The organism is Neisseria sp. CCUG12390, assembly GCF_047837985.1.
GTDB lineage: Bacteria > Pseudomonadota > Gammaproteobacteria > Burkholderiales > Neisseriaceae > Neisseria.
The window spans coordinates 2,308,456-2,334,468 of record NZ_CP181244.1; the positions used below are offsets into that span (position 1 = coordinate 2,308,456).

The following is a 26,013-nucleotide window of genomic DNA, read 5'->3' on the forward strand; positions in this document are numbered from 1 at the left end:
TGTAAGAAATAACCGGGTTGTTTACACAACAGGTTGAGAAAAATAATCCTCCAAAGTCTCAAAAGGCGTCCTGCCTTTCAAGCTGCCGTGCGGCTTGACCGTATTGTAGAAATTCACAAAGCGGCACAATTCCCTGCGCCGGTGTTGCGCATCGTCAAATGTCTGCTTATCGTGCCACATCTCCATCAGCGTCCGAATCACCCGTTCCGCTTTGCCGTTGGTCTGCGGACGCGCAATACGGGTAAACTTCTGCACGATGTTGTTGCGGCAGCAGGCAGCGCCAAACGGGTGGGATGCATTGCCTTTGTATTCCACTCCGTTATCCGAGTATGCGCATTCGACGGTGTACGGGCAGCAGTCAATCACATCCCTCAACAGAAACTTGGCGGCACTGGCAGCCGTACGGTCGGGCAAGATGGCTGCGTACAGTTCGCGGGAGTAGTCGTCGATGGCGACAAACAGGTATTCGAACGGGTCGGCAACGCTTTGGTTTTTCAGCCGCGGCAACCGTTTGGTATCGAAATGCACCATTTCGCCGGGATAGGATTTGTTGTAGCGTTTAGCCTGTTTTTTGAGCTTTTCTTCGATGGCTTTTTCAACCTTAGCCAAACGTTTCATCCCGTATTTTGCTTGTTTGAACCGGTTGTTGGTACTGTTTTGCGGTGTGAGCAGCTGCAGCCGTGCGGCTTTGAGGATACGGTAGATGGTTACTCTGCTGACTTGGTATTGCCGGGCAAGTGAAGTAACGGTAATTTTATCCTGTGTATAGGCGCGCCAAACGGCTTGACGTTGGTGCGGTGTAAGTCGGGTATTTTTGTGGATGTTCATGGCAGTATTGTCTTTCAAATACTGTAAACAACGCTAGCTTTTCTTACACCTGATATTTTTGCAAAATGAAAAATTTCCATCTGCAACTTCTCCGTCGTCATTAGTTGCGCAAGTCCGCTACGCTTCCGCGCAGCGAATAACGGCGCATGGTTGCAAAGGTCTCGGCTTGGAACTTTTGTCGGAAACGGCTGATAAAGCCGCCACCGTCGGCTGCCATAGGCCGTCTGAAAATAGTGAATTTGATGATTATTTTACCGAAAAAATAAAGGCGGGTAAAAAACCGCCTGTCCGCTCCGGTATGCTTGCATTAAAACGTTACCGCTTCGCCGAACACCTTGCCCGCCAAGTCTTTCGCCGACAAACCCGGCTCCCCTTGCAGCGGCCAGTCGATACCGACGGTTTCATCGTTCCACAGCAGGGAATGTTCCGCATTCGGATTGTAGTAATCGGTGCATTTGTACACGAATTCCGCCTCGTCGCTCAGCACATAAAAACCGTGGGCAAAGCCTTCGGGTACCCACAACTGGCGTTTGTTTTCCGCCGACAGGATTTCGCCTACCCATTGCCCGAAAGTGGGCGAATTGCGGCGCATATCGACGGCCACGTCGAACACTTCGCCGGCCACCACGCGCACGAGTTTGCCCTGCGTGTTTTCGGTTTGGTAGTGCAGGCCGCGCAATACGCCTTTGCCGGATTTGGAATGGTTTTCCTGTACGAACGTGCGCTCGGCGACGTTTTGGCGGAACCATTCGTCGCGGAAGGTTTCCATGAAGAAACCGCGTTCGTCGCCGAAGACCTGCGGCTCTAAAAGTTTGACTTCGGGGATGTCGGTGTCGATGATTTTCATGCGGAATTCCTGTTTTTGATATTTTCAGACGGCCTTTGTCTTAAAACAGGCCGTCTGAAAAATGATGTGTTCGCAGTGTAGGTTGGGGGGGTAAACCCAACGTTTCAGATAGCCTTTATGGGATGTTGTTGGATTGGCAACCCATTCTGCACGTTTCGGGCAAAAATGCCCGACCTGCATTTATGGTTTCAGACGGCCTTAACGTTTCCCGACCAATCTCAGCAGGTAGCGGCCGTATTCGTTTTTACACATCGGTCCGGCCAATGCGATGACCTGTTCGTCGGAGAGCCAGCCGTTGCGCCACGCGATTTCTTCCAAACAGGCGACTTGCAGGTTTTGGATGTTTTCGATGGTTTCCACGAATGAAGCCGCTTCCAGCAGGCTGGCGTGCGTGCCCGTGTCCAACCAGGCGAAACCGCGTCCCAAAAGCTGCACGTCGAGCGAGCCGTCTTCGAGGTACATTTGGTTGAGCGAAGTGATTTCCAGCTCGCCGCGTTCAGACGGCCTCACCTGCTTGGCAAATTCCACCGCGCGCTTGTCGTAGAAATACAGCCCCGTTACCGCACAATCGGATTTGGGTTTCAGCGGTTTTTCTTCGATGGACAGAGCTTTGAAGTTTTCGTCGAATTCGACCACGCCGAACCGCTCCGGGTCTTTCACTTTGTAGCCGAACACGGTGGCGCGGCCGCCGTCGGCAGCCGCCGCGGCTTCTTTCAGCGATTGGGAAAAATGCTGGCCGTAGAAAATATTGTCGCCCAACACCAGACACACGCTGTCGCCGCCGATAAATTCCTCGCCGATGATAAACGCCTGCGCCAAACCGTCGGGGCTGGGCTGAACCGCATAGGAAATGCGGATGCCGAAACCGCTGCCGTCGCCGAGCAGACGGCGGAATGCGTCGTTGTCTTCAGGCGTGGTGATGATCAGCACGTCGCGGATGCCGGCCAGCATCAGCACCGACAGCGGATAATAAATCATCGGCTTGTTGTACACCGGCAAAAGCTGTTTCGAAACGCCGCGCGTAATCGGATACAGGCGCGTGCCGCTGCCGCCGGCGAGGATAATGCCTTTCATGGAAATTCCTTACTGTTTTTTATTTTTCAGACGACCTGTCAAGCGTTTGAGGCCGTCTGAAAACATTTCACGGTTTAGTTGCCCAAACGTTCGCGGTTGTAGCTGCCGTCCAACACTCGGCTCCACCAAGTTTTATTGTCCAAATACCATTCCACAGTTTTGCGGATACCGCTTTCAAAAGTCTCCTGCGGCTGCCAGCCCAATTCGCGGCCGATTTTGGCCGCGTCGATGGCGTAGCGCACGTCGTGGCCGGGACGGTCTTTCACATAGGTAATCAGGTCTTCGTAACGCGCCACGCCCTGCGGTTTGGCGGGAACAAGCTCTTCCAGCAGCGCGCAAATGCTGCGGACCACGTCGATATTAGCTTTTTCGTTGTGACCGCCGATATTGTAGGTTTCGCCGGTTTCGCCTTCGGTGACGACCTGATACAGCGCGCGCGCGTGGTCTTCAACGAAGAGCCAGTCGCGGATCTGCATACCGTCGCCGTAAACCGGCAGCGGTTTGCCCTCGAGCGCGTTCAGAATCATCAGCGGAATCAGTTTTTCGGGGAAATGGTAGGGGCCGTAGTTGTTGGAACAGTTGGTCACAACCGTAGGCAGGCCGTAGGTGCGCAGCCATGCGCGGACGAGATGGTCGCTGGCGGCTTTGGAGGCGGAATACGGGCTGGAGGGCGCGTAAGGCGTGGTTTCTGTGAACAAATCGTCCGTGCCGTGCAAATCGCCGTACACTTCGTCGGTGGAAATATGGTGGAAACGGAAGGCCGATTTTTTTTCAGACGGCATGGCGTTCCAATACGCACGTGCGGCTTCCAAAAGGGTGTAAGTGCCGACGATATTGGTGTCGATAAACGCCGCCGGCCCGTCGATGGAGCGGTCGACATGGCTTTCCGCCGCCAAGTGCATCACCGCATCGGGCCGGTGTTCGGCAAACACGCGGTCAAGCGCGGCACGGTCGCAAATATCGACTTTTTCAAACGCATAGCGCGGATTGTTTGCCACGCTTTCCAGCGATTCCAAATTGCCCGCGTAGGTAAGCTTGTCGACATTCACCACCGCGTCTTGAGTGTCGTTAATGATATGGCGCACAACCGCCGAACCGATAAAGCCGGCGCCGCCGGTCACAAGGATTTTTTTCATGATAATCTGACCAATCAAAAAGATTCCGATGAAAGTGATAATGTAATTCTCTGTATTCTAACACAAATTAACACATCAGGCCGTCTGAAACCGACTTTTGCCGTATCGCGCTTTAAACCTGTCAAAATATTTCTTTGAGAAACCTTGCAAAATTCGACAGCATTCAAAATCATGAACTGTGCAGCGGGCTTGCTCCAGCTCATGACGGACATAGGTTTTCAGGTTTGCCCTCAATTTTGCAAAAGCCTCTTTATAGCCAGTTCATAGCCAATTCCTGCCTTTTTCAAACCTGTCAAATCTTCTATAAATCCAAAATATCCGGCCTGAATTATTGTGTATCTGCATAATGATTTTTGTCGTACCGCTGATTAATATATCATCAACTACCTAAAACATAACGGAACACGACCATGAATACCGCCGAGCAAAAACCGTTATTTATCAAAGTCCACCCGTCCGACAACGTCGCCATCATCGTCAACAGCAACGGCCTGAGTGCCGGTACGCAGTTTTCAGACGGCCTGACGTTGACCGAACACGTTCCGCAAGGGCACAAAACGGCCTTGGCCGATATTCCGAAAGGCGGCGAAATCGTGCGCTACGGCGAAATCATCGGCTATGCGGCGCAGGATTTGCCGCGCGGTTCGTGGATAGACGAATCGAAAGTGGTGCTGCCCGAAGCCCCGCCTTTGGAAACGCTGCCGCTGGCCACCCGCCCCGCGCCGAAAATGGAACCGCTGGAAGGCTACACCTTTGAAGGCTACCGCAACAAAGACGGCAGCGTCGGCACGAAAAACCTGCTCGGCATCACCACCAGCGTGCATTGCGTGGCGGGCGTGGTCGATTATGTGGTGAAACTGATCGAGCAGCATCTGCTGCCGAAATATCCCAACGTGGACGGCGTGGTCGGCTTGAACCACCTTTACGGCTGCGGCGTGGCGATTAACGCGCCTGCGGCGGTGGTGCCGATACGCACCATCCACAACATCGCGCTGAACCCGAATTTCGGCGGCGAAATCATGGTTATCGGACTGGGTTGCGAGAAGCTCCAGCCCAACCGCCTGCTGGAACAGGCCGAAGGCACGATTCCGATTAAGGTCGACGGCGACAACACCAGCGTCACCAGTTTGCAGGATGAGCAGTTCGTCGGCTTCAAAGCCATGGTCGATTCGATTATGGCAACGGCGGAAAAACATTTGCAGAAACTCAATGCCCGCCAACGCGAAACCTGCCCTGCGTCCGATTTGGTGGTCGGGATGCAGTGCGGCGGCAGCGACGCGTTTTCGGGCGTAACCGCCAACCCCGCCGTCGGTTTCGCCTCCGATTTGCTGGTGCGTTGCGGTGCGACGGTGATGTTTTCCGAAGTGACCGAAGTGCGCGACGCCATCCACCTGCTCACGCCGCGCGCCGCAGACGAACACGTCGGCCGCCGCCTGCTCGAAGAAATGAAGTGGTACGACGATTATCTGAACGCCGGACAAACCGACCGCAGCGCAAACCCGTCGCCCGGCAACAAAAAAGGCGGCTTGGCCAACGTGGTGGAAAAAGCCCTCGGTTCGATTGCCAAATCCGGCCAGTCGGCGATTGTCGAAGTGTTGTCGCCCGGCCAACGCCCCACCAAAAAAGGTCTGATTTTCGCCGCCACCCCCGCCAGCGATTTCGTCTGCGGCACGCAGCAGCTGGCTTCCGGCATTACCGTGCAGGTGTTCACCACCGGCCGCGGCACGCCCTACGGCCTCGCCGCCGTGCCCGTGATTAAAGTCGCCACCCGCACCGATTTGGCCGACCGCTGGTTCGACCTGATGGACATCAACGCCGGCCGCATCGCCACGGGCGACGCCACCATCGAAGAAACCGGCTGGGAAATCTTCCGCTACATTCTCGACATCGCCAGCGGCCGCAAGCAGACATGGTCCGACCAATGGGGCTTGCATAATGCGCTGTCGGTGTTCAACCCCGCGCCGGTAACCTGATTTCATTGCTTCGGTTTCTCCCATTCCTCTTGAGGAATAACCGTGTCCATGCGACATTTTTCATCAAGACTTAAGGCCGTCTGAATTTCAGACGGCCTCTTTTTCAATACCGCATTTGCCCACATCCGGCAAACCCGAAACAACGTAGCAACGTAGGTACGGTTAGCCGCCCCAAGCGACGTAACCGTACGCTATTCCCAAAACCAACCAAGGCCGTCTGATAAAAGAACTTACGTTTTTCAGACGGCCTTAAACATTTTGGGGTGCCGCCGAGAACACAAAATCCGTTTGTCTGAAGTTTTCGTACGGTTACGCCGCCTTGGGGCGGCTAACCGTACCTACGGGTTGAAAACAGTTCGTGTTTTTTCAGACGGCTTTAAGCATTTCGGGGTGCTGCCGAGAACACAAAATTCGTTTGCCTGAGGTTTTTGTACGGTTACGCTGCCTCGGGCAGCTAACCGCACCTACCGCAACCGAAGCTTGACCGCCGTCATATTACAACCTGTTTCAGACGGCCTGACCGCCTTTTTCAGGTAAAATACGCCCATTGTTTCCATTATTCAGAAAGCCCGTCATGTACGCTCTCGCCCGTTCCGCCCTGTTCAGACTCGACCCCGAAAAAGCCCACCATCTCACGCTCAACGGCCTGAAAACCCTGCACAAACTCGGCCTCATCCCCATTACCGACAACCGCGGCAAGCCCACCGAACTGATGGGTTTGAACCTGCCCAACCCCGTCGGCCTGGCCGCAGGTTTGGACAAAAACGGCGAATGTATCGACGCGTTCGGTGCACTCGGTTTCGGCTTTCTCGAAGTCGGCACCGTTACCCCCAAGCCGCAGCCCGGCAATCCGAAACCGCGCCTGTTCCGTGTGCCCGAACACCAAGGCATCATCAACCGCATGGGTTTCAACAACGACGGCATCGACGCGATGATTAAAAACATCGAAGCCGCAAGCTACAAAGGCATTTTGGGCATCAACATCGGCAAAAACGCCGTTACCCCCATTGAAAACGCGGCCGACGACTACCTGATTTGCCTGGAAAAAGCCTACGCCCACGCCGACTACATCACCGTCAACATCTCTTCCCCCAACACCAAAAACCTGCGCGCGCTGCAAGGCGGCGACGAATTGAGCGCATTGTTGGAAACGCTGAAAAACAAACAGGCGCACCTTTCCGCCGCACACGGAAAATATGTGCCGCTGGCGGTGAAAATCGCCCCCGATTTGGACGAAGCGCAAATCGCCGACATCGCCCATGTCGTGAAAAACGTGGAGATGGACGGCATCATCGCCACCAACACCACCATCGACAAATCTTCTCTGGGCAACCATGCTTTGGCGCAGGAACAAGGCGGCTTGAGCGGCCTGCCCGTGCGCGAAAAAAGCGACCAAGTGTTGAAATTATTGGCCGGACACATCGACGGCGCGCTGCCGATCATCGGTGTCGGCGGCATTATGGAAGGCCGCGACGCCGCCGAAAAAATCCGCTTGGGCGCAACCGCCGTACAGATTTACAGCGGCTTAATCTACAAAGGCCCTGCGCTGATTAAAGAATGTGTGGCGGCAATCCGCTGAACGGAATCCGCAGTAAACAAACAAGGCCGTCTGAAACTTTCAGACGGCCTGACGATATTCGCGAAGCAAAATTCCTATGCTTGGAAAACGCAAGGAAACTGCCCAATGTCAAATCAGCGACAGCAAATACAAAGTCCCTGCCGTCGCCAATAACCGTTCTTCAGGCTATCAGGGTACGGTTTACCGAGACCTTAAAACCTGTTCCGCAACCGCCAATCCCGCATCTGTCCCCAACCCGCACAATCGGATTTATAATCAGGCCGTCTGAAACTTTCAGACGGTCTGATTATACATTCGTAAAGGAATACCGCTTTATGAAACATCTCACCATCTTACTGACCGCCGCGCTTTCCCTTGTCGGAATGAGTGCCTGCGGCCATTCTTCGGAGGAACAAAACATGAGCATTCAGGAAAGAACGGAACAGCGTTTCCGCCAAAACCCCAACCCCAAAGAAGCCTACCGTATCCGCATTAAAATCAACGACGCGCCCGGGCCGTTAAAGCTGATGAGCGATATGGACGTAGGCTATCTGGCTGATAATTGCGAATACCTGATTACTTCGGAAATCATCGGCGCAAAAGCACATCCCGAAAAAAGTTTAAGATTTCCTATTCATAAAATCAGTGAAAGCGAGTACGAAACGGTGGTTTACCGCGACGCTATGCTGGACGAAGACTATTTCGGCGATGGGGTCTGTCGTTGGAGGATTGCCGGATTCGGCACCGGATTCAAAGCGACGGGTAAACCTGAAGAAACACGTTTCAGTTTTGGCGATATGGTGGATGAGCTGATTGAGAGAAAAACCATGACCAGTTATTATTGGAAACGTGATTATCCGTATACTAAAAAAGATGACGGCTCTATTTATGAAGACTCGGTACATTTCGCTATTCGTTCTCCCGAATTACTGAATCCGGAAGAATTTAAAAACTTATTTTCCATTACTGCAACCATTGAGGAGGTTAAATAATGGCATTTCCCACCCACCAGCAATACGCAGATTTGGCAAAAGATGCTTACGAAAACCGTATCCCCAGTGATAAAAAAATTCCTATCGGCGGTAACGATTATAAAGTCCTTGCTGTCGCCAACGACCGCTTTTCAGGCTATCAGGGGACGGTTTACTATGATGTTAAAAACAACGCCGTCATCGTTGCCCACCGCGGTACCGAAAGCCCAAAGAAAGACTGGAAGGATGCCGTAACCGATGGCGTCATGGTTTTAAACCGAGATAACGGACAGGCTCAGGCAGCCGTAGATTTAACGCGGAAAGCAATGGAAAAATTGGAAATATTCCATAAAGAAAACCCACATTTACCCAAACCCACCCTGACCCACACCGGCCATTCCCTCGGCGGTACGCTCGCCCAAATCTCCGCTCACTATTTCAACCATCAGGGCGTAACCTTCAATGCCTACGGTGCCGCCAGTCTGCCGCGCATTCCCGAGGGCGGCGGCAGGGTCGTCAATTATGTCAAGGCTTCCGACCCCGTCGCCGCGGCCAGCGGCCATTACGGTTCGGTGGTGGTGTTGGCGACTCCCGACGAAATCAACCGCCTTTCCAAAGCGGGCTATACCAACAGCCGTGCGGCCAATGTGCTGCTTCCTTCTACTGTTTACGGTGCGGCCGCGACTTCCGTCGGTTCGGCGCATTCCATCGATAACTTTACCGGCAGCCGTTCGATTTTGTCCGACCCCAATGCGCGCAAACTCGCACAGGACAATACCGTTCTGATTGATGCCTACCGCAGCGATGTCAATCAGGAACGTATCGGTCTCAATATTCTTTTGAATGCGCCGGATCCGATACGGAATATCAACAATACGATCGACATGCTCAAACGCGACCGTCCGGCTGGAGAGCCTGCCCGGAAAAACCTGCCGCCGCTCGCACAGGCCCGACCCTTTGACTTGGAAATGCAACAGTATGCCCCGACTCCTGCATTGTCTTTTGCCGATATGCCCAAGCAGGTTCAGGATATGTGCGGACAATGCAGGACACTGCTGACCGAGTTCGACAGGGAGGAAGGGGTAACGCGCAGCAGTTCGGATTACGACGCCATTTCCCTCTCTATGGCGACAAAGGCTTATGCGGCGGGACTGCCCGAAGTCAAGTTCATCCATGTCCAGGGAGACGGTCAAATCAATATCGGCTACGAATCGCCGCAGGGCATGTTTAAAGATACTTCCATCCAAACCAATCAGGCATTGGCTTTATCTTTGGAAGACAATGTGTTGCAGGCAAAACAGACCGAACGGGATTTTGCTTTGGCCGAGGAACAGCGGGCGCGGGAAGCCGAATATCGGGCTCAGTCATACGGCGGACGCAGTTACGGTTGAGTGTCATCCGCAAGATGGGCATTTACTGCCCGCGCGGGTTAGCTGCCTTCCTGAATCTTCTAATTTTTACTTTGTATGCTTGAAAGCATACTCTACCGCTAACGCAATAATCACATTAAAACAATCGTATCAACCAAATAAACAGGCCGTCTGAAATTTTCAGACGGCCTGTGTTCACACCAAACCAACCATTAAGCAAATGCCTGCAATTCAGGGTTGATGTCGGTTTTCGCCAGATTGTTCGCATAGTTGCACAAAGTCGCCAACGCTACGCCCATCACGACTTCTACGGCCTGCTGCTGGTTGTAACCCGCGTCGAAGAAGGCTTGCAGTTCGGCATCGGCCACCGCGCCTTTTTTCGCCATTACCGCTTGGGTAAACGCGGCCAATGCCGCCAGTTTTTCATCGTCAAACGCGCCTGCGTCCAACGCGCGCGCGGCTTGAACCGACTGCTCCGACATCAACTTTTTCAAAGTCGCCAATTTGGTGTGGCCGGCCACGCAGAAACCGCATTCGTTGGTTTTGGCGGCGATAATCTGCACCACTTCCACTTCGCCGGCGGTCAGGCTGTTGGCGGCATTCATTTTGCCGACTTCCTGATAAAACGCCAGAGCCTCCGGCGCATTGGCCAATACGCCGATTAAGTTCGGGATAAAACCGTTGTTTTTCAAAGCCGCTTCCACGCGCGGTTTGGCTGCTTCCGGTGCGGTTTCTACGGTATGTACGGTCAAACGTGCCATGATGATTTCCTTTTTGCGATCAAATGAAAATAAACAAGTCATGCTAACGGATTCGGAGGAATAATAAAAGTATAAAAAGTTCTTTGGTTAGAACTAAAAATTATATGGTTCGCCAATCCGTTATTCTGCCGGTTTATCGACAGGCCGTCTGAAAAAGGTTTACGACTGATAGGAATCCTGTTCCATGTTTTTTACTCAGTCGGCACGCCGTATCAAGCCAAACCGCCTTTTCCTTTATAATGTGCTTTATTTTCCAATTTTCAGACGGCCTGCGCTTGCGCGTGCCGTCTCTCTGACCAAAGGCCCGATTATGTCCGCAACCAACACCCTCCTCCTCGTCGACGGTTCTTCCTACCTCTACCGCGCTTTTCACGCGATGGCGCCGCTGACTGCGCCGGACGGCATGCCCACGGGGGCGATGTACGGCGTGTTGAACATGCTGCGCCGTCTGCGCGCGGATTATGCGCATGATTATTGTGCGGTGGTGTTTGATGCGAAAGGGAAAAACTTCCGCCACGACATGTTTGCCGACTACAAGGCCACGCGGCCGCCGATGCCGGACGAGCTGCGTCCGCAGGCGGAAATGCTGCCCGATTTGGTGCGGCTGATGGGTTGGCCGGTGCTGGTGGTGCCGGATGTGGAGGCCGACGACGTGATCGGCACGCTGGCACGGCAGGGGGCGGAACACGGGCTTCAAGTGGTTGTTTCCACAGGCGATAAGGACATGGCGCAGTTGGTAAACGACCGGGTTACGCTGGTGAACACGATGAGCGGCGAAACGCTGGACATCGCGGGCGTGCAGGCCAAATTCGGCGTGCGCCCCGACCAAATCCGCGATTATCTCGCGCTGATGGGCGACAAGGTGGACAACGTGCCGGGCGTGGAAAAATGCGGGCCGAAAACGGCGGTGAAGTGGCTGGAGGCCTACGGTTCGCTGCAAGGCGTGATGGACAACGCAGCGGAAATCAAGGGCAAAGTCGGCGAGAACCTGCAAGCCGCGCTTGAGCAACTTCCCTTGTCTTATCAATTGGTTACGATTAAAACCGATGTGGATTTGCACACCGAGCTTTCAGACGGCCTCGAAAGCCTGCGCCGCCAAACGCCGAAATGGACGCAGCTTGCGGTGGAGTTCAAACGCCTGAATTTCCGCACCTGGCTGAAAGAGGCGGAAGAGCGGATGCGCGAAACGGCGCAGGGCGACGATTTGTTCGGCAGTGCGGACGTGGGTGAACAGGCGGCTTTGGCGGCTCAAAGGCCGTCTGAAAACATGGAAAACGAGATTTCAGACGGCCTGCCGCAAACCGCGCCTGCCCCGGAAACGCTGGATTATCAAGCCGTTACCGCCGAAGCGCAGTTTGCCGAACTGTTGGACAAATTGTCGCAAGCCGACACAATCGCCATCGATACGGAAACCACCAGCCTGAACGCGATGGACGCGCAGTTGGTCGGCATCAGCATCGCTTTTCAGACAGGCATTGCGGCGTATATCCCTGTCGGCCACAGCATTACCGCCGCGCCGGAACAGCTTGATTTGCAAGACGTATTAGGCCGTCTGAAACCGCATTTGGAGAATGCCTGTCTGAAAAAAATCGGTCAAAACCTCAAATACGACCAGCACGTTTTCGCCAACTACGGCATCGAGCTGAACGGCATCGCGGGCGACGCCATGCTTGCGTCCTACATTCTCGAAAGCCATTTGGGACACGGTTTGGACGAATTGTCCGAACGCTGGCTGGGTTTGCAGACGGTGAAATACGAAGATTTGTGCGGCAAGGGCGCGAAGCAGATTTCGTTTGCCGACGTTGCCATCAACCAAGCCACAGAATACGCCTGCCAAGACGCGGATTTCGCGCTGCGCATCGAAAGCTGGCTCAAAGCGCGCATGACAGCACAACAGATTGAAATGTATGAAAAAATGGAACTGCCCGTGGCGCAGGTACTGTTCGAAATGGAACGCACGGGCGTACAGATCGACAAGGCCGAACTCGACCGCCAAAGCCACGAACTCGGCAACCAGTTGATTGAATTGGAAAAACAGGCTTACGAAACCGCCGGCCAGCCGTTCAACCTCAACTCGCCCAAACAGCTTCAGGAAATCCTGTTCGACAAAATGGGCATTCCCACCAAAGGCCTGAAAAAAACCGCCTCGGGCGGCATTTCCACCAACGAAGCCGTGCTCGAAACCCTCGCGCCCGACTATCCGCTGCCGAAAATCATCTTGCAAAACCGAAGCTTAGCCAAACTCAAATCCACCTACACCGACAAACTGCCCGAGATGATCAACCCGCGCACCGGCCGCGTGCACACCACCTACGCGCAGGCCGTCGCCATTACCGGCCGCCTCGCCAGCAGCAACCCCAACCTGCAAAACATCCCCATCCGCACCGCCGAAGGCCGCCGCGTGCGCCGCGCCTTTACCGCCCCTTCGGGCAGCCTGATTGTCTCCGCCGACTATTCCCAAATCGAGCTGCGCATCATGGCGCATTTGAGCGGCGACAAAACCCTGCTCGAAGCCTTTAAAAACGGCGAAGACATCCACCGCCGCACCGCCGCCGAAGTGTTCGGCGTGCCGCCCGAAAACGTCGGCCCCGAACAGCGCCGCTACGCCAAAACCATCAACTTCGGCCTGATTTACGGCATGGGGCAGTACGGCCTCGCCAAATCGCTGGGCATCGACAACCTCTCCGCCAAAAACTTCATCGACCGCTACTTCGCCCGCTACCCCGGCGTGGCCGACTACATGCAGCGCACCAAAGAACAGGCCGCCGCGCTCGGCTACGTCGAAACCCTGTTCGGCCGCCGCCTCTACCTGCCCGACATCCGCGCCGCCAACGCCAATGCCCGTGCAGGCGCCGAGCGCGCCGCCATCAACGCCCCCATGCAGGGCACCGCGTCCGACCTCATCAAACGCGCCATGATAGACGTGCGCAACTGGCTCGTTTCAGACGGCCTGCACAGCAAACTGGTTATGCAGGTGCATGACGAATTGGTGTTGGAAGTGGTTGAAACGGAACTGGATTTGGTGCGCGGCAAACTGCCGGAGATTATGGCGAAAGTGGACGGGGGAATGCTGGATGTGCCGCTGGTGGCGGAAGTGGGGAGTGGGGAGGATTGGGAAGGGGCGCACTGAGAATTTGTATTTAAAAGTTAAAGTACCTCTGCATAGTGGTACTTTAACTTTCAGGAGCAGTCTTTGTGTCTAACAGATCATACAACTCTGCATTTTCTCTTTGTAATTGTTCAAACTGTTCGGGTGAAAAACATCTTTTTACCGTAGCGTACTCTCCCATGGCTTGAGGTTGTTTTCTACCATAGTATAAATTATGTGCAGGATCGAACCATACAATATGAAATGTATTGTTCCAAAGGAAGCCATGGATTCTACCTTGATTCCTCCCTGCAATTCTAATTTCAAATGCCTGCTTTAGTATAGCCTCAGCTTGCTGCTTTGGGTTCTCTTCTGTTTGCAAACTAGTTTGTACTAATGAATACGTATTGGAGTTAAATCGATCATATAATCCACTCTTAGTATTAAAAATTGATTTTGGATTCAATCCTCCATATGCCGTTTGTTCACGAAAAGATTTAACTGATGTATTTTTTAATTTTTCTAACGCATCAAATATTTGTTTATAATTTTCATTCTTCAGCCCCTGTAAGAAAAAATGCTCACAATTCCAATCAATGTACTTAAACGAAATATTTAAATATTCATTTTCTGAACTCTGATAAGACTTATTTGCTAGTTTTTCAAAATTATTCATCACTCTTCAAATTCTCTTAATTTGGCAGAAAAATAATTTCTCATTACATTTTTTTGAATTGTTTCCCTGGAACCCTCTGACTCAGGAATTCCAGCTCTAGCTTCTAGCCACGGTTGTTCCCGATGTGTCATCGTACTTAGAGCAGCACCATCAAATTTACCAAATGCAGCAACTACTTGTCTGAGATGTTCTTGTTCCTCAGTTGTAGGAAGAACTTCACTTGCTGCAATATCAATATCAATGGGCCTCCATTGATATTCTCTATATTTAGAATACAAATCTGGATTAACTGGCCCATGCTGCCATGCCTGAAAATCATCCGAAAATAATTCAGCTTGATTTAACCCTAAAGATAGCCCTTGTGCGTAATAACACAATTTTTGGAGTTTCATCGGGGTTGGGCTTTCATCAAACTGCTCTCTATGTTCCTGAATAATAAATTTTTGAATTGCATCTAGTTTGCTGGAAATTGCCATGATTTCCTCCTTCTTCAATTTTACTGGTATATACTATGTATAAATTATAATTTTTGCCTTCTTTCTTGGCAATTCAATTATGGGTCGACACACATAAAAATAGGTTGAGTTAGCTGAAAACATATCCCAGTAAAACAGCAGAGCAACAGTTGCGTTACCAAGATTTTACACATTGTTGGGTTATGGCCTTGAGATGATTCAATTCAACATTCAGCCGCTTGAAACAGTTTTCAGACGGCCTTAAACAATTTACACGACTATTTTAAAACCTCTGTTCAAGACAAAGAAAAATCCCAAGAAAACAAAGCAGCTTTGGAATACATCCGCTATCTGTTTAAAGACTACGCCTTCCGCGATGAAGAAGAATTCCGCCTGCTGCAAATCGAAGAAACCGGCTCAAACAAAGTGCAATACTGCCCCGCCACCAACACCGCATTTTTGGAATACGGCGATATTTGCGCCAGGTTGGACGAAGTGATTTTGGGCACCAACTACGAACGCACGGATGCGGGGTTGAAAGTGGAAGTGTTCCGCCATCTGCTGAAACGGAAAAATCTGAACATCAAAGTATCGCATTCTTCCCTGCCGATTAATCCGGCCGGACGGTAGTGTTTGCGTTGCAAGCCGTTTGCGAAAATCCGCAGGCTGTAATTTGAAGCCGTCTGAAATATGTAGGGTGGGTGAAAACCCACCATTCCAAAATTTCAAAACAAAACGGTGGGTTTACACCCACCCTACCCGTCATAAAGGCCGTCTGAAAAATTTTTCAGACGGCCTCTTATCTTTTTATCCCTCGTTCGGAATCTGGTTCAGCTGCTTAAGCAGCTTTTCCGATTTTTCGGGATCTTCGTTGCGCATGAGTTTGGCGATGCCGTATTCCAATTGGTTGGTATCGCTTTTCAAAATAATGTCTTTCACCGACAGCAAGTTGTTGGTATTCATGGAAAAACGGCGCAAGCCCATGCCCAGCAGCATGCGGGTGAAAATGGTGTCGCCGGCCATTTCGCCGCAGATGGAAACGCTTTTTTCCATGCGGTTGGCGGTGCGGATGACGTGCTGAATCATTTTCAACACCGCCGGATGGCTCGGTTGGTAGAGGTGGCTGACGGCATCGTCGCCGCGGTCGACCGACAAGACGTATTGAATCAGGTCGTTGGTACCGATGGAAATGAAATCGACCAGTTTGAGTATGCTGCCGACGGTCATGGCGGCGGACGGGATTTCGATCATGCAGCCGACGCTGACTTCGCCGTAGGCTTCGCCCCTTTCGGCAAGCTGCTTTTGCGCGGTTTCCAAGTGGGTCAGGCATTGGCGGACTTCGGAAAGGGAGGTAATCATCGGCCACATCAGGCGCACGGGGCCGTGTTGGGCGGCGCGCAGGATGGCACGCATCTGGGTGCGGAACATCACCGGTTCGGCCAGACACAGGCGTATGCCGGTCAAGCCCAATGCGGGGTTCAGGCTGCCGTTGGGCGTGGCGTTTTGGCCGAACCAGCGCGGATTTTTGTCTACGCCCAAATCGACGGTGCGGATGGTCAGGTTTTTGCCTTTGAGCTTTTTCACAATCGCGCTGTACACTTCGTACTGCTCGTCTTCAGACGGCATGTTTTCGCGGTTGAGGTAGAGAAATTCGCTGCGGAACAGACCCACGCCGTCGGCACCGATGTTGTGCAGGGCTTTGATGTCTTCGGCGGATTCGATGTTGGCCAAAAGCTCGATGTTCACGCCGTCGGCGGTGGTGGCGGCGGTTTTTTTGAGCTTGTTCAGCTCGCGCTTGTGGCTGCGGTATTCGCGCTCCAAGCGGCGGTATTCGGCCAGTACGACATCGTCGGGGTTAATCAGCAGGATGCCGTTGATGCCGTCGACGATGACGATTTCGTTTTCGGTGATGAGTTTGCGGGCGTTGTGCAGGCCGATGACGGACGGAATGTCCAAACTGCGTCCCAAAATCGCGGTATGGCTGGTCGGACCGCCGGCATCGGTAACAAACGCGGTAATGTGTTGTTCTTTAAAGAGAACGGTATCGGCCGGCGACAAGTCGTGCGCAATCAGGATGGTATCTTCAAACGGGTTGTTGGCCAAGCTCAGTTCGTTGCTTTGGCCGACCAGGTGGTTGTGGATGCGCTGCACCACTTGCAGCATGTCCTGTTTGCGCTCGCGCAGGTAGGCATCTTCAATTTCGTCAAACTGCGCGGCGAGTTTGTCGCTCTGCTGCTTCAACGCCCATTCTGCGTTAATTTGCTGCTCGCGCAGAATATCGACCGGCTCGCGCGACAGGGTGACGTCGGTCAGCAGCATGAGATGCAGCGAGATGAACGCGCCCAATTCGGTCGGCGCGTTTTCAGGAATGGCATTGCGCAGCTTTTCCAACTCTTTGCGCGTGGCTTTTACCGCCGCGTCAAACCGTGCCACTTCCGCTTCGATGTGTTCGGGTTCGATGTCGTATTGCGGCACTTCGGTGCTGCCGCGCGACACCAGGTGCGCATGGCCGATGGCGATGCCTTTGCCCGCCGCCACGCCGTGTAAGACGATGCTCATGTTATTCGCCTTCGCCGAAGTAGTCGTTAATCAAATCGGTCAGGGCTTTCATGGCGGCGGTTTCGTCCGCGCCTTCGGTTTCGATTTCAATCACGCTGCCTTTGGCGGCGGCGAGCATCATCAGCCCCATGATGCTTTTTCCGTTGACGCGGCTGCCGTTTTTCGTGACCCACACTTCGCTTTGGAACTGCGAGGCGGTTTGGGTGAATTTGCTGGACGCGCGCGCGTGCAGACCCAGTTTGTTGATGATTTCGATTTCTTGCTTGAGCATGGATTTTCCTGATGGTGTTTATTGTTGACGGAACAGGATTTCAGACGGCCCGTACCATTGCAGGCCGTCTGAAAAATATCGCGGCGTATGGGTTCGGCAGGTTTCAGACGGCCTCTGCCGCTTTCTTGCACATTAAGTCATCCGGTTCGACCGTAATGGCAAAAATCCCGCGAATCGCCGCTTCTTTCACCATTTCGGTAAACTCGGTCAGGTCGGAAGCGTCCGGCGCATACTGCACGGCTTTAATCATCATCGGCGCGTTCAGGCCGGTGAGAATCGCCGATTTTCCTTCGCGCACCATGCGCCGCGCGGCGTTGCACGGCGTCGCACCGAAAATGTCGGTCATAATCAGCACGCCGTGACAGTCTTCCGGAAATTCCTGAATCATGGAAATGGCGCGGTTAATCACGTCATCCTGGTCTTCATTCGGCTGCGCACCCAAAATATGTACGTTTTCAGGGCTGCCTTGCGGGAAAAAATGATGCGTCAAACCACGGTAGGCTTCGCCGACGGATTCGTGGGTAATGATAAGTAAGCCAATCATTTTGCGTTCCTGAAATAATAAGGTTTTTATGGTTTTGAAATGGTTGCGGGCAAGCGGATAAACAAGGCCGTCTGAACGTTTCTTACCGCAGTTTTACGTCTTTCCGATGGTGCTGCGCTGCCGCCCTGTCTCATTTTTATTTTAATCCGCTATATTTTCAGACGGCCTTCAATCCTGCTTCAGCGCGTAAATCTCATCGAGATTGCGCCACGCGCCGGCTGCGTCCATGCCGTAGCCGAACACATAGCGGTTGGGTACGTCCAAACCGACGTAATCGCCTTTGGTCGGTTTTTCCTTGCCAATCAATTTGTTGGCGAACACCGCCGCCCGACAGCTCGCCGCACCCATGGCCAGCAGCTTTTCCTGAATCGCCGCCATCGTGTGCCCTTCGTCGAGAATGTCGTCGAGCACCACCACATGACGGCCTTCGATCTGCGCCGCATCGGGCATCCGCTTCCAGTTGAATGCACCGCCCGCGAGCTTGTCGCCGTAGCGCGAAACGTGCACATAATCGAAATCCAGCGGAAAGCGCAGCAGCGGCAACAGTTTGCCGGTAAACACCACCGCGCCGCCCATCACCGGCAGCAGCAGTGGATATTTGCCGCCCAAATCGCGCGTGATGTCGTCGGCCACACGTTGCAGCGCGGCTTCGCATTGTTCGCGGTTGAACAAAAGTTCGGCATAGTCGAGCATGGCTTGGGTACGGGCGCGTTTGGTGTCGAGTTCGTTCGGCGTCATGGGTTTTCCGTTTTTCGGGACTGTATTTAAAGGAAGAATTATATAAGGCAAAAGGCCGTCTGAAAATTGTTTTCAGACGGCCGAACCTGCTTTTGCGGCACGGCTTTTTGCCATTCGCGGAGAAAACCTTTTCTCCCACGGGCAAAGGGCAGATTGGCGGAATATTTTTCAGACGGCCTGTAAAGAGGCCTTTGCCCGACTCAAAAATACCCCATCCGTCATCGAGCGCACCTCTCAGGCCGTCTGAAAATGATTTTCAGACGGCCTTTGCGCTATAATCACGCCTTTCTTTTTCAGACGGCCTCACGCCATGCCCCATTCCGACCCGTTCCGTTTTTTAGAAGATTCGGATTCCGCCCAAACGCAGGATTTCGCCGCTGCCGCACACGCCGAAACCGTGGCGCGTTTTTTGGACAACGATACCGCCCGACGGCTTTCAGACGGCATTCTCGCGCAAATGCAGGACACGCGCCAGATTCCGTTCTGCCAGGAACACCGCGCGCGCATGTACCATTTCCACCAAGACGCCGAATACCCGAAAGGCGTGTACCGCGTCTGCACGGCGGCGACTTACCGCAGCGGTTATCCCGAGTGGGAAATTCTGTTTTCGGTGGCGGATTTCGACGAAATCCTGGGCGACGACGTGTATCTGGGCGGCGTGTCGCACTTGGTGGAAAAACCGAACCTCGCCCTGCTCACGCTCAGCCGCGCGGGCGGCGATGCGGCCTACACGCTGGAAATGGACTTGGCCGCGGGCGCGCTGGTCGAGGGCGGCTTTCATTTTCCCGCCGGCAAAAACCACATTTCGTGGCGCGATGAAAACAGCGTGTGGGTCTGCCCTGCTTGGGACGAACGCCAGCTCACCGAATCGGGCTATCCGCGCGAAGTGTGGCTGGTCGAGCGCGGGCAAAGTTTTGAAGAAAGCAAGCCGGTGTACCAAATCGCTTCAGACGGCATGATGGTCAACGCATGGCGTTATCTCGATCCGCAAGGCTCGCCGATTGACCTGATTGAAGCCTCGCAAGGTTTCTACACCAAAACCTATCTGCAGGTTTCTGCGCAAGGCGAAGCCAAGCCTTTGAATCTGCCCGAAGATTGCGATGTGGTCGGCTATTTGTGCGGCCATCTGATGCTGACCCTACGCAAAGACTGGAAACGCGCCAACCAAAGCTACCCGAGCGGCAGCCTGGTGGCGGTGAAATTGAACAAAGGCGAACCCGGTGCGGCGCAATTACTGTTCACGCCGAACGGAACGCAGGCATTGGAAAGCGTGGAAACCACCAAGCGTTTTGTCGTCGCCAATACGCTGGACAACGTGCAAGGCCGTCTGAAAGCATGGCGTTTTTCAGACGGCCTCTGGCAGGAAGCCGAACTGCCGAACCTGCCGACCGGCGCGCTGGAATTGGCCGACCAGCCGTGGGGCGGCGATGTCGTCTATCTGGCTGCCAGCGGTTTCACCACGCCGCTGACTTTGTACGCGCTGGATTTGAACGTGATGGAGCTGACTGTCATGCGCCGCCAGCCCGAACAGTTTGTTTCAGACGGCATCGAAGTGCAGCAGTTTTGGGCGCAATCCGAAGACGGCACGCAGATTCCGTATTACCGCGTCGGCAAAAACGTTTCAGACGGCCTCAAAGAAAAAACGCCGACTTTGGTGTATGTGTACGGCGGTTTCGGCGTACCCGAATTGCCGCACTATCTAGGCAGCATCGGCAAATACTGGCTGGAACAGGGCAACGCGTTCGTATTGGCGAACGTGCGCGGCGGCGGCGAGTTCGGCCCCGCATGGCACCAAGCCGCGCAAGGACTGCACAAACACAAAAGCACCGACGACCTGCTGGCCGTCGTGCACGACCTGGCCGCACGCGGCCTGAGTTCGCCTAAACACACCGCCCTGCAAGGCGGCAGCAACGGCGGCTTGGTCGTCGCCTCCGCCTTCGTGCGCGCACCCGAAAGCTTCGGCGCGATGGTGTGCGAAATGCCGCTGACCGACATGCTGCGTTACCCCTTGTTGTCGGCAGGCGCAAGCTGGACGGACGAATACGCCAATCCGCTCAAATCTCCCGTTGCACACGATTATTGGACGCAGCATTCGCCGTACCACAACCTTTCAGACGGCCGCCAATATCCGCCCGCCCTCATCACCACCAGCCTCTCCGACGACCGCGTCCACCCTGCCCACGCGCTCAAGTTTTACGCCAAGCTGCGTCAAATCAGCCCGCAGTTATGGCTGTACTGCCCCGACGGCGGCGGCCACACCGGCAACGGCACGCAGCAGGATTCCGCCGACGAACTGGCCTGTATCCTGACGTTTTTAAACGCCTTTTTGCAACCCAAAACCTGAAAATGGCCGTCTGAACAGAAAATTTCCCGTTCAGACGGCCTGTACACCCTACCCAAAAAACAAAAAATATCCGATTAACTGTTTGATAACAAACAAAAACAAAATGCTGCTTGTGGGATAAAATCAGCCTATGATAATATGCAGCATAACGAAACCATTCCCCGCAAATGCAGAAAATGCATTTTTAGATGGAAAACTCTAAACGAATTCGGTAAAATATATCCGATTTATTTTTTCAAACCCGCCGCAAGGCATATAAGGAACGACTGACATGTCAAATATCGAACAACAAGTTAAAAAAATTGTTGCTGAACAACTGGGTGTGAATGAAGCCGAAGTGAAAAACGAATCTTCTTTCCAAGACGATTTGGGCGCAGACTCATTGGACACCGTTGAATTGGTAATGGCTTTGGAAGAAGCTTTCGGTTGCGAAATCCCTGACGAAGAAGCCGAAAAAATCACGACCGTACAATTGGCTATCGACTACATCACCGCCAACAACGGCTAATCCCCGGTTCTCCGAATACATCGGCCTCTGCTGCGATTCCGCATACAGGGGCTTTTACCTTATTATAAATGCTTGAAATTAGAGAAAAACTCTAATTTTCAGACGGCCTGAAAGCAGTTTTCCTGCCTTGCCGCCCGCCATTCCGATTAATGACAGCGAGATTATCATGAGTCAACGAAGAGTAGTCATCACAGGCCTAGGCCAAGTATCACCGGTCGGCAACGACGTCGCCACCGCATGGAGCAACCTGCTCGCAGGCAAAAGCGGCATCGGCATGATTACCCGCTTCGACGCATCGGAAATCAACAGCCAAATCGCCGGCGAAGTACGCGGTTTCGACATCGGCGAATACATCAGCGCAAAAGAAGCGCGCCGCATGGATGCCTTTATCCACTACGGTTTGGCCGCCGCCCTGCAAGCCATCGCAGACGCGGGTTTGGACGACACCCCCGACCTGGATAAAGACCGCGTCGGCGTGAACATCGGCTCGGGCATCGGCGGCATGCCGAGTATCGAAGCCACAGGCATTGCCGTGCAGGAAGGCGGTGCGCGCAAAATCAATCCGTTCTTTATTCCGGGTTCGCTGATTAACCTGATTGCCGGCCATGTGACCATTCTCAAAGGCTACCGCGGCCCTTCATACGGCATGGTTTCGGCCTGTACCACCGGCGCACACTCCATCGGCGATGCCGCACGCCTGATTAAATACGGCGATGCGGACGTCATGGTGGCCGGCGGTGCGGAAGGCTCCATCAACCTCTTGAGCGTAGGCGGTTTTGCCGCCATGAAAGCCCTGTCAACCCGCAACGACGACCCGACCGCCGCTTCCCGTCCGTGGGACAAAGGCCGCGACGGTTTCGTCATTGCCGAAGGTGCGGGCGTGTTGGTGCTGGAAGAATTGGAACACGCAAAAAAACGCGGTGCGAAAATCTACGCCGAAATCGTCGGCTTCGGTATGAGTTCCGATGCCTACCACATCACTGCACCGAACGAAGAAGGCCCTGCTCTGGCCGTGACCCGTGCGCTGAAAGATGCCGGTTTGAACACTACCGATGTCGATTACGTTAACGCACACGGTACTTCTACGCCTTTGGGCGATGCCAACGAAACCAAAGCCTTGAAGCTGGCTCTTGGCGAACACGCCAAGAACGTCGTTGTCAATTCGACCAAATCCATGACCGGCCACTTATTGGGCGCGGCCGGCGGCGTGGAAGCCGTGTACAGCATCATGGCGATCCACGACCAAAAATCACCGCCGACCATCAACTTGGAAGAGCAGGACATTGAGGCGGGCTGTGATTTGGATTACTGTGCCAATGAAGCACGCGATATGAATATCGATGTCGCCATTTCCAATTCTTTCGGTTTCGGCGGTACCAACGGTACGCTGGTATTCAAAAAGTTTGAAGGATAAGTTTTTCATGAAAAAAGGCCGTCTGAAATTCAGACGGCCTTTTTTATAGATAGACACCACAACCAGCTTTCAGAAAATACTGTCAAATCAGATAAATGCAATACCATTCAATCTGCTTTGCACCTTTGAATCTGACACTCACCCCACGCCAAAAGATCTTCCAGACCAAACAGTTCTTCGCCCATTCCATCGGTAAACGCCTGCCAGTCCGCCCGGTATTTATCCTGCAACAGCGAAACCACCGCAATTCCCTGACTGATGGCTTGTGCATACTCATCAATCAAACCGCTGTTTTCGCTTTCCGCATGGCCGAACTTGTTGAATACCAAAATATCCGGCGGCGTTTGCAATGCCTCCCGAATCACTTCCGAAGAAACAGCCAATCCTTGCGGATTCAGCAGACAGGCATCGCTGGTGCAGCCTTCATCATACATGATGGTATAGACACGGCTGTCGGTCAGCGATTGCACACGATCGCGCAGTTTATTGCCCGCCCCGTCCAAAGGGTTGAGCAGTCCCGCCACCCTCAATCCTTTCTGCCGCCAGTGTTTTACCGCCTGCCACAGCATCTGTAATTCGTCCGTCCCTTCACCTTGATAAATCAACACGGCAATCGGTTTCATGGTTTTCACTCCTGCTTAATCCTCCGCAAAGCTTATGCCAACTCAGACGGCCTGGCAAATTTTTCTTGAGGCCGTCTGAATATTCCGCCCGTTTCTCAAACTCAATAAACAAAAAAATATGCCGAACATTCGACATCTTTTTCAGACGGCCTCCGGGCTTAAATCACTTCCAAAGTGAAATAGTGGCGCAATTTTTGGTACACCTTATCCGTGACGTTGATACAGCCGTTGGTCATAATCCGGTCAGCAACCACGGGCGAAGCAATGCGCTCCATACGGCGTTCGGAAGGCTTGCCCAGCCATACGCGGTGCAATGCGAACAAAAAATCCCGCTCTTCTTTAAAACCGATTACCTCTCCACCATAGCCCGGCGTTTTTGTGGACATGATGGTCATGGGAAACGTCCCTTTGGGTGTGGTTTTACCGATGAGCACCGGATGGCATTGTTTGTCATCGGCAAAGCAAAGCTCGGCTTTGGCCGTATTTACAATAACTTTCTTACGCTTCATGTAGTCGCTGACACCATCTGCGGCGGCGAATGTGTTTAAGACCAGCAATAAGACGGCAGATAAGCAAAACTGTTTCAATTTGGATTCCATTATTAAAGGATGAGCGTGCAGTATTACCGGTTGAATGCAATCATTTTCAGTTACAGCTTTCCAATACTTTTCTAGGATGCAGACTTAAAATAAAGCTGCGGAAAGCGGAAGTGGATTTCTTATCATAAACTACTTTGCATGGGAAAGTCATCATCTTCCTCAACCCGGTTTACCCTCAAAGCATGCAGCCTCAGGGATATTCCGAGAAAACGGCCGATTATTTTAGCAAACCGTTAAAATCAAAATTTTTTCATCAGTCCCTTTTCATCAAGCCAATTGCTCTCACCTGCCTGATGCACACTCAAACAACCGGCCGTCTGAAACTGGTTTTTCAGACGGCCTGCTTTTCATTCAAATTAAATGACTGTTGTCAATTAACCTTCGATTTTCACATCAACACGACGGCCTTCTTGCGCATCCCCTACCGCTCCGGTGGTATTGTCCGGTTTGCGCAATTCGATGTTGGCGGCATTGACGCCTTGCGCTTCAAAGAATGCCTGAACGGCTTGCGCACGCTGTTTGGACAATTCTTCATTGGCGGCGGCATTGCCTGTGCTGTCGGCAAAACCGCTAATCACCAGTTTCTTGCCCTCTTTACCGGCCGCAATCACATCCGCAACGACAGTAGCGGCACCCTCGGCAATATCGTTTTTACCGGTAGCAAAATAGAACTTGGCCACGCCGTCTTCAACCAACACACGTGCAGATCCATCCGCAGCTTGGGCAACAGAACCAGCCGCCGAAGCCTCGGCAGGCGTTGATGCAGAAGACGCTGCCGGAGCAGCAACTTCTGACGCTGTCGCAGCCATAGGAGCCGAGGCCTCGGCCGGAGCAGAAGCCTCTGCCGGCATCGCAGCATCAGATGCAGCAGGAGCACTTGCCGCAACCGGCGCCACAGACGGGTCTTTCTTATCGGCACAGCTCTTGAAAGCAAACAATGCAGCCAAAGCTGCCAAGCCTAATACAATCCATTTGCCTGCACCGCCTTTTTTAGGTTCTGCCGCAATAGCCGCAGCGTGTGATGCGGCAGCCGCTGAAGCCGTTTGCGTTACGTTGGCACCCAAACCGCCGATGATATTGGTCAAGCCGCCGAACAAGCCGCTCAAGCTGCCAATTCCCAATGCTGAAAGCATGTTTGGACTCAAGGCGCGTGTCAACCAGTCCTGCTGCTGACCCAGCAAGCCCAGCAATTGACCGCTGCTCAAATTGTCGCTTTGCGCTTTACCACGCAGCACAGACAGTACCAAAGGCAGAGCCAATGCCAATAACGAACCGGAAGAAGCTTTAGAAATGCCGCTCTCCGCTGAGATTTGGTCGGTCACATTCGGTGCGTTACCGCCCAACAAATCAGGCAGCCATTCCTTACCCAAATCAATCAGGCCGCCTGCGCCGTTGCCGGTGGTCACGTCAGCCACGGCGGTATTCAAACGCGCCCCGCCCGAGCCGGTAATCAAATCGAACAAACCCGAAGCATTGGCAGCGTTGCCGCTTGCGTGTTTCACCAAACCGGCAATTACGGCAGGCACGGCCAAACCGGCAGCACGGCTGCTGTTTTCAGGCGATTCGCCGTTGGCATTCAAAAACTGGCTCAGTACGTTGCCTACTTGGCTTTGCAACAAATTACCCAAATCTAAAGACATATCGCTTCCTAATCTCTTGTTGTAAAAACTCCGCAT

General features: G+C 53.2%; 24 protein-coding genes. 10 read left to right on the forward strand and 14 right to left on the reverse strand.

From position 1 onward, the window contains the following. Positions 1-21: 21 nt before the first annotated feature. The 4 genes from ACM67E_RS10665 to rffG form a co-directional block, all read right to left on the reverse strand. A complete protein-coding gene (locus ACM67E_RS10665; RefSeq protein ID WP_416190995.1) occupies positions 22-828 on the reverse strand; it encodes an integrase core domain-containing protein in 807 nt (268 codons plus the stop codon). A 307-nt stretch (positions 829-1,135) separates the two neighbouring features. Next, the gene (gene rfbC / locus ACM67E_RS10670; RefSeq protein ID WP_416191415.1) at positions 1,136-1,675 is read right to left on the reverse strand and encodes a dTDP-4-dehydrorhamnose 3,5-epimerase; all 540 of its coding nucleotides are present in this window, start codon (positions 1,673-1,675) and stop codon (positions 1,136-1,138) included. Positions 1,676-1,873: 198 nt separating this feature from the next. Next, positions 1,874-2,749, reverse strand: coding sequence for a glucose-1-phosphate thymidylyltransferase RfbA (gene rfbA, locus ACM67E_RS10675; protein ID WP_416191416.1), 876 nt, complete (start codon positions 2,747-2,749; stop codon positions 1,874-1,876). A gap of 74 nt (positions 2,750-2,823) precedes the next feature. After that, on the reverse strand, positions 2,824-3,885 hold the full coding sequence (rffG, locus tag ACM67E_RS10680; protein ID WP_416191417.1) for a dTDP-glucose 4,6-dehydratase: 1,062 nt from the start codon (positions 3,883-3,885) through the stop codon (positions 2,824-2,826). A gap of 410 nt (positions 3,886-4,295) precedes the next feature. Here rffG and garD point away from each other — a divergent pair, with 410 nt between their 5' ends. The 5 genes from garD to ACM67E_RS10705 all read left to right on the forward strand — a co-directional run bounded on the left by garD (position 4,296) and on the right by ACM67E_RS10705 (position 9,778). Next, the gene (gene garD / locus ACM67E_RS10685) at positions 4,296-5,858 is read left to right on the forward strand and encodes a galactarate dehydratase (RefSeq protein WP_416191418.1); all 1,563 of its coding nucleotides are present in this window, start codon (positions 4,296-4,298) and stop codon (positions 5,856-5,858) included. 574 nt (positions 5,859-6,432) lie between these two features. After that, positions 6,433-7,437 carry a quinone-dependent dihydroorotate dehydrogenase gene (locus tag ACM67E_RS10690; RefSeq protein ID WP_416191419.1) on the forward strand — a complete coding sequence of 335 codons (1,005 nt, stop codon included), beginning with the start codon at positions 6,433-6,435 and terminating at the stop codon, positions 7,435-7,437. A gap of 76 nt (positions 7,438-7,513) precedes the next feature. After that, positions 7,514-7,705 carry a hypothetical protein gene (locus tag ACM67E_RS10695; RefSeq protein ID WP_416191420.1) on the forward strand — a complete coding sequence of 64 codons (192 nt, stop codon included), beginning with the start codon at positions 7,514-7,516 and terminating at the stop codon, positions 7,703-7,705. Between the two features lie 46 nt (positions 7,706-7,751). Further along, complete coding sequence (locus tag ACM67E_RS10700; protein WP_416191421.1) at positions 7,752-8,408, forward strand: hypothetical protein; 657 nt, start codon at positions 7,752-7,754, stop codon at positions 8,406-8,408. After that, the gene (locus ACM67E_RS10705; protein WP_416191422.1) at positions 8,408-9,778 is read left to right on the forward strand and encodes a lipase family protein; all 1,371 of its coding nucleotides are present in this window, start codon (positions 8,408-8,410) and stop codon (positions 9,776-9,778) included. Before ACM67E_RS10700 ends, ACM67E_RS10705 begins: the two co-directional genes overlap by 1 nt. Before the next feature lie 191 nt (positions 9,779-9,969). Here ACM67E_RS10705 and ACM67E_RS10710 read toward each other — a convergent pair whose 3' ends face one another. After that, entirely contained in the window at positions 9,970-10,518 is a 549-nt protein-coding gene (locus ACM67E_RS10710; RefSeq protein ID WP_416191423.1) for a carboxymuconolactone decarboxylase family protein, read from the reverse strand. 310 nt (positions 10,519-10,828) lie between these two features. Between ACM67E_RS10710 and polA the strand changes: the two genes are divergently transcribed. After that, on the forward strand, positions 10,829-13,648 hold the full coding sequence (polA, locus tag ACM67E_RS10715; protein ID WP_416191424.1) for a DNA polymerase I: 2,820 nt from the start codon (positions 10,829-10,831) through the stop codon (positions 13,646-13,648). Positions 13,649-13,691: 43 nt separating this feature from the next. On the opposite strand, the gene ACM67E_RS10720 is transcribed toward polA, so the two are convergent. Then, positions 13,692-14,282, reverse strand: a complete 591-nt coding sequence (locus tag ACM67E_RS10720; protein WP_416191425.1) for a hypothetical protein — start codon at positions 14,280-14,282, stop codon at positions 13,692-13,694. Beyond that, a complete protein-coding gene (locus tag ACM67E_RS10725; protein WP_416191426.1) occupies positions 14,282-14,758 on the reverse strand; it encodes a Panacea domain-containing protein in 477 nt (158 codons plus the stop codon). The genes ACM67E_RS10720 and ACM67E_RS10725 overlap by 1 nt, the downstream gene beginning before the upstream one ends. Positions 14,759-15,070: 312 nt before the next feature. Between ACM67E_RS10725 and ACM67E_RS10730 the strand changes: the two genes are divergently transcribed. Beyond that, entirely contained in the window at positions 15,071-15,367 is a 297-nt protein-coding gene (locus tag ACM67E_RS10730) for a hypothetical protein (RefSeq protein WP_416191427.1), read from the forward strand. Positions 15,368-15,544: 177 nt separating this feature from the next. Here ACM67E_RS10730 and ptsP read toward each other — a convergent pair whose 3' ends face one another. The 4 genes from ptsP to ACM67E_RS10750 all read right to left on the reverse strand — a co-directional run bounded on the left by ptsP (position 15,545) and on the right by ACM67E_RS10750 (position 18,849). Then, on the reverse strand, positions 15,545-17,296 hold the full coding sequence (gene ptsP, locus ACM67E_RS10735; protein ID WP_416191428.1) for a phosphoenolpyruvate--protein phosphotransferase: 1,752 nt from the start codon (positions 17,294-17,296) through the stop codon (positions 15,545-15,547). Between the two features lies 1 nt (position 17,297). Further along, positions 17,298-17,567: an HPr family phosphocarrier protein gene (locus ACM67E_RS10740; RefSeq protein WP_416191429.1), complete on the reverse strand. Its 270-nt coding sequence runs from the start codon at positions 17,565-17,567 to the stop codon at positions 17,298-17,300. A 103-nt stretch (positions 17,568-17,670) separates the two neighbouring features. Further along, positions 17,671-18,111 (reverse strand): PTS sugar transporter subunit IIA, encoded by a 441-nt coding sequence (locus ACM67E_RS10745; RefSeq protein WP_416191430.1) that lies wholly within the window; start codon positions 18,109-18,111, stop codon positions 17,671-17,673. Between the two features lie 168 nt (positions 18,112-18,279). Next, complete coding sequence (locus ACM67E_RS10750; protein WP_416191431.1) at positions 18,280-18,849, reverse strand: hypoxanthine-guanine phosphoribosyltransferase; 570 nt, start codon at positions 18,847-18,849, stop codon at positions 18,280-18,282. 310 nt (positions 18,850-19,159) lie between these two features. Between ACM67E_RS10750 and ACM67E_RS10755 the strand changes: the two genes are divergently transcribed. The 3 genes from ACM67E_RS10755 (at position 19,160) to fabF (ending at position 23,115) form a co-directional block, all read left to right on the forward strand. Beyond that, positions 19,160-21,193 carry a prolyl oligopeptidase family serine peptidase gene (locus ACM67E_RS10755; RefSeq protein WP_416191432.1) on the forward strand — a complete coding sequence of 678 codons (2,034 nt, stop codon included), beginning with the start codon at positions 19,160-19,162 and terminating at the stop codon, positions 21,191-21,193. A 271-nt stretch (positions 21,194-21,464) separates the two neighbouring features. Further along, positions 21,465-21,701 carry an acyl carrier protein gene (gene acpP / locus ACM67E_RS10760; RefSeq protein ID WP_416191433.1) on the forward strand — a complete coding sequence of 79 codons (237 nt, stop codon included), beginning with the start codon at positions 21,465-21,467 and terminating at the stop codon, positions 21,699-21,701. A gap of 166 nt (positions 21,702-21,867) precedes the next feature. Then, complete coding sequence (gene fabF, locus ACM67E_RS10765) at positions 21,868-23,115, forward strand: beta-ketoacyl-ACP synthase II (protein ID WP_416191434.1); 1,248 nt, start codon at positions 21,868-21,870, stop codon at positions 23,113-23,115. Positions 23,116-23,222: 107 nt separating this feature from the next. Here fabF and ACM67E_RS10770 read toward each other — a convergent pair whose 3' ends face one another. From ACM67E_RS10770 to ACM67E_RS10780, 3 genes are all read right to left on the reverse strand, one after another. After that, positions 23,223-23,738 carry a DUF2478 domain-containing protein gene (locus ACM67E_RS10770; protein ID WP_416191435.1) on the reverse strand — a complete coding sequence of 172 codons (516 nt, stop codon included), beginning with the start codon at positions 23,736-23,738 and terminating at the stop codon, positions 23,223-23,225. Positions 23,739-23,896: 158 nt separating this feature from the next. Next, complete coding sequence (locus ACM67E_RS10775) at positions 23,897-24,337, reverse strand: murein L,D-transpeptidase (RefSeq protein ID WP_416191436.1); 441 nt, start codon at positions 24,335-24,337, stop codon at positions 23,897-23,899. Between the two features lie 374 nt (positions 24,338-24,711). Further along, a complete protein-coding gene (locus tag ACM67E_RS10780; protein WP_416191437.1) occupies positions 24,712-25,977 on the reverse strand; it encodes a DUF937 domain-containing protein in 1,266 nt (421 codons plus the stop codon). Positions 25,978-26,013: the final 36 nt, after the last annotated feature.